At 74.6% G+C, this 3,954-nt stretch carries 2 protein-coding genes; both read left to right on the top strand.

Features of this window, described 5'->3' with window-relative positions:
- Positions 1-10 precede the first annotated feature (10 nt).
- Positions 11-2,701: an SDR family NAD(P)-dependent oxidoreductase gene (locus WA788_RS35035; protein WP_335984427.1), complete on the top strand. Its 2,691-nt coding sequence runs from the start codon at positions 11-13 to the stop codon at positions 2,699-2,701.
- A 38-nt stretch (positions 2,702-2,739) separates the two neighbouring features.
- On the top strand, positions 2,740-3,954 hold a 1,215-nt coding region (locus WA788_RS35030; RefSeq protein WP_335984426.1), incomplete at its 3' end, for a beta-ketoacyl synthase N-terminal-like domain-containing protein.

The raw sequence follows: 3,954 nt of genomic DNA, 5'->3' as shown, positions 1-3,954 counted from the left end.
CGACGCGCTGGTGGAGTTGTGGCGCGAGCGCGGTCACCGGGTGCGGCCGCTCCGCGTGTCGCACGCGTTCCACTCCCCGGCGATGGACCCCGTACTCGACGGCCTCGGTGCCACGGCGCAGGGGATCGAGCACCGCCGGCCCACCGCGCTCTGGGCGGGCGCCCTCAGCGGTGAGTTGGTGTCGGACCCGGACGCCGGGTACTGGCCTGCGCAGGTGCGGCAGGCGGTGCGCTTCGCCGACGCCGTCGCGGCTCTGGCGCGTGAGGGCATCTCGGTCTTCCTGGAGGTCGGCCCGGACGGTTCGCTGTCCTCCCTCGGCCCTGACGCTGTGGCCGCCGTCGAGGGCGTGGAGCCCGCGTTCGTGCCGCTCCAGCGCCGTACCGATGAGGGCGTGACCGGCCTGGAAACGGGCCTGGCGCGGGCCTTCGTCCAGGGTGCCCCGGTGGACTGGAAGCGGGTGCTTCCGCAGGGCGAGACGGTGGAGCTGCCGACCTACGCCTTCCGCCACCAGCGCTACTGGCCGGACGGCATCCAGACCCTCCCGCACGCCTGGGGCGACGGCACCGGAACCGCCACCGACGCCGCGTTCTGGGCCGCGGTCGAGGACGGCGACCTCGCCTCGGTCGCCGACGGCCTGGCCGCCGAGGATCAGCGGCAACTGGCCGACGCCCTGCCCGCGTTGGCGTCCTGGCGGCGCCGGGAGCAGGAGAAGTCGGCCACCGCCGACTGGTGGTACCGCGTGGCCTGGGAGGCGGTCGCCGACCCCGCCCCGGCGGACCCGTCGGGCACCTGGCTGCTGGTGGCCCCCGCCGTACCCGCCGCGAAGGCGCTGGCCGACCACTGCGCCCAGGCGCTGACCGACGGCGGCGCCGAGGTGGTGCTGCTCACGCCCACCGAGACCACCGACCTGGGGCGGCTGGCGGCCCAGATCGCCGAGGTGGTCCCGCAGGACGGCGTGGCCGGCGTCGTCCACCTGCTCGCCGTCGACGAGACACCGCTGCCCGGGCACCCGGCGCTCGCGACCGGCCTGGCCGGCTCGCAGACACTGGCCCAGGCCCTCGTCATGGAGGGCGTCCTCGCGCCGGTGTGGGGCGTGACCCGCGGCGCCGTCGCCGTCGCACCGGAGAAAGCCCCGGCCAGCGCGGTGCAGGCCCAGGCGTGGGGACTCGGCCGGGTCGTCGTCCTCGAACACCCCGACCACGGGGGCGGGCTCATCGACCTGCCCGAGGAGTTCGACGAGCGGACCGCACAGCGGCTGCGCGCGGTGATCGCCGGCTGCGGCGAGGACCAGGTCGCCATCCGTCCGTCCGGTATCCACGGCCGCCGCCTGACCCGCGCCGCGCAACCCCGCCGCACCGGCGGGCAGTGGGCGCCGCGCGGCACCGCGCTGATCACCGGCGGCACCGGCGCCCTCGGCGGCCGGGTCGCGCGCTGGCTCGCCGACCGCGGCGCCGAGCGGGTCGTCCTGGCCGGCCGCTCCGGCCCCGGCACCGCCCACAGCGCGGCCCTTGCGGCCGAACTCGCGGAGCGCGGCGCGCACGTGGACGTCCTCGCCTGCGACGCCGCGCAGGAGTCCGCACTCGCCGGCGCCATCGATTGGATCGGGGCCGGCGGCCCGCCGCTGACCGCCGTCATGCACGCGGCCGGCCTCGGCCAGATGACGGCCCTCGACGACGCGTCCGTGCCGGAACTGGCCGCGATCCTCGCCGCCAAGGCCGGCGGCGCGACCGCCCTCGACCGGCTCACCGCCGACCTGGACCTGGACGCCTTCGTGCTGTTCTCCTCCATCGCCGCCACCTGGGGCAGCGGTATGCAGGCCGGCTACGCGGCCGCCAACGCGCACCTCGACGCCCTGGCCGAGCACCGCAGGGCCCGTGGCCTGGCCGCGACCTCAGTGGCCTGGGGTCCGTGGGGCGGCGGCGGCATGACCGACGAGGAGGCCACCGGGCACATGGAGCGGCGCGGCCTGCGCCTGCTCGACCCGGACGCCGCCATCCGCGCCCTCGACCAGGCGCTTTCCACCGACGAAGCGGCGATCACCGTCGCGGACGTCGACTGGGAGCGGTTCGCACCGCCGTTCACGCTGCGCCGGTCCAGCCCGCTGATCGAGGGCCTGCCCGAGGTCGCCGAGGTGCTGGCCGCCCGCGGTGATGCCGACGGCGCGGACGAGGCGTCGGCGGCCGGCAACGCGCTGGCCGCGCAACTGGCCGCCCTGAGCCGCACGGAACAGGACCGGTTGCTCACCGAAATGGTACGGACCGAGGCCGCCATCGTCCTGGGCCACGCGAGCGCCGAGACCGTCGCGGCCGACCGGGCGTTCAGCGACCTCGGGGCCGACTCGCTGACGGCCGTGGAACTCCGCGACCGGCTGGGCCGGGCCACCGGGCTGCGGCTCCCCAGCACCCTGCTCTTCGACTACCCCACCTCGGCCGCGCTCGCCGACCACCTGCGCGTCCGCCTGACCGAGGAGGCCAGCCCGGTCAAACCGGTCCTGGCCGAACTGGACCGCCTGGAGCAGATGCTCGCCGCACTGCCCGGCGACGGCGAGTCCGCCCAGATCACCAGCCGCCTCGAGGTCGTCCTTTCCAAGTGGAAGGAGACCCAGGCGAGCGATGCCGCACCCGGAGTTGCCGAGAAGCTCGAATCGTCGTCCGACGACGAGGTCTTCGACTTCATCGGAAAAGAACTCGGAATCTACTGACCGTCCAGCGCTGCGACTTCTTCGAATAGGTGAGTTAAATGAGCGAGGAGAAGCTTCGCTATTTCCTCAAGCGGGTGACCGCCAACCTGCACGAGACCAGGCAGCGCCTACAGGCAGTGGAGGCGGCCGGCGGCGAACCGGTGGCCCTGGTGGGCATGGCCTGCCGCTTCCCCGGCGGGGTCCGCACCCCGCAGGCCCTGTGGCAACTGCTGGACGCCGGGCGGGAGTCGGTGGCCGGGCTGCCGCAGGACCGCGGCTGGGACCTGAGCGGCCCCGACGGCACCGGGCAGGACGCCGCCGAGGTGCAGGCCGGCAACTTCGTCTACGACGCCACCCGGTTCGACCCGGCCTTCTTCGGGATCAGCCCGCGTGAGGCGGTCTCGATGGACCCGCAGCAGCGGGTGCTGCTGGAGGTGGCCTGGGAGGCACTGGAGCGGTCCGGGATCGACCCCGTGTCGCTGCGCGGCTCCGCCACCGGTGTGTTCGCCGGCGGCTCGGCCTCCGGCTACGGCTGGGTCAGCGGCGAACAGGGCGACCTGGACGGGCACGTGATGACCGGCAACGCCATGAGCGTGCTGTCCGGCCGCGTCTCCTACACCCTGGGCCTGGAGGGCCCCGCGGTCACCGTGGACACCGCCTGCTCCTCGGCCCTCGTCTCGCTCCACCTGGCCTGCCAGGCGCTGCGCTCCGGGGAGTGCTCGATGGCACTGGTCGGCGGCGCCTACGTCGCGGCCACCCCGGTGCTGTTCACCGACTTCAGCACCTCCCTCGGGCTCTCCCCGGACGGGCGCTGCCAGGCGTTCGGTTCCGGTGCCGACGGCATGGGCGTCGCCGAGGGCGTCGGCATCGTCGTGGCCGAGCGGCTGTCGGACGCGCGGCGCAACGGCCACAAGGTCCTTGCGGTGGTGCGGGGTTCGGCGATCAACCAGGACGGCGCGTCCAATGGTCTGACGGCGCCCAACGGGCCCTCGCAGCAGCGCGTCATCCGCGCCGCGCTGGCCAGCGCGCGGCTGTCGGCCGCCGATGTGGACGTGGTGGAGGCGCACGGCACCGGTACGCCGCTGGGCGACCCGATCGAGGCGCAGGCGCTGCTGGCCACCTACGGGCAGGAGCGTCCCGAGGGCCGGCCGCTGTGGCTGGGCTCGGTGAAGTCGAACATCGGCCACGCCCAGCAGGCCGCGGGCATGGCCGGAATCATCAAGATGGTGCTGGCGCTCCAGAACGAGCGGTTGCCTCGCACGCTGCATGTTGAA

This window comes from Streptomyces sp. CA2R106, assembly GCF_037034245.1.
Classification (GTDB): Bacteria; Actinomycetota; Actinomycetes; order Streptomycetales; family Streptomycetaceae; genus Actinacidiphila.
The sequence above is the reverse complement of the archived record's forward strand: the minus strand, read 5'-3'. Positions and strand labels throughout refer to the sequence as shown.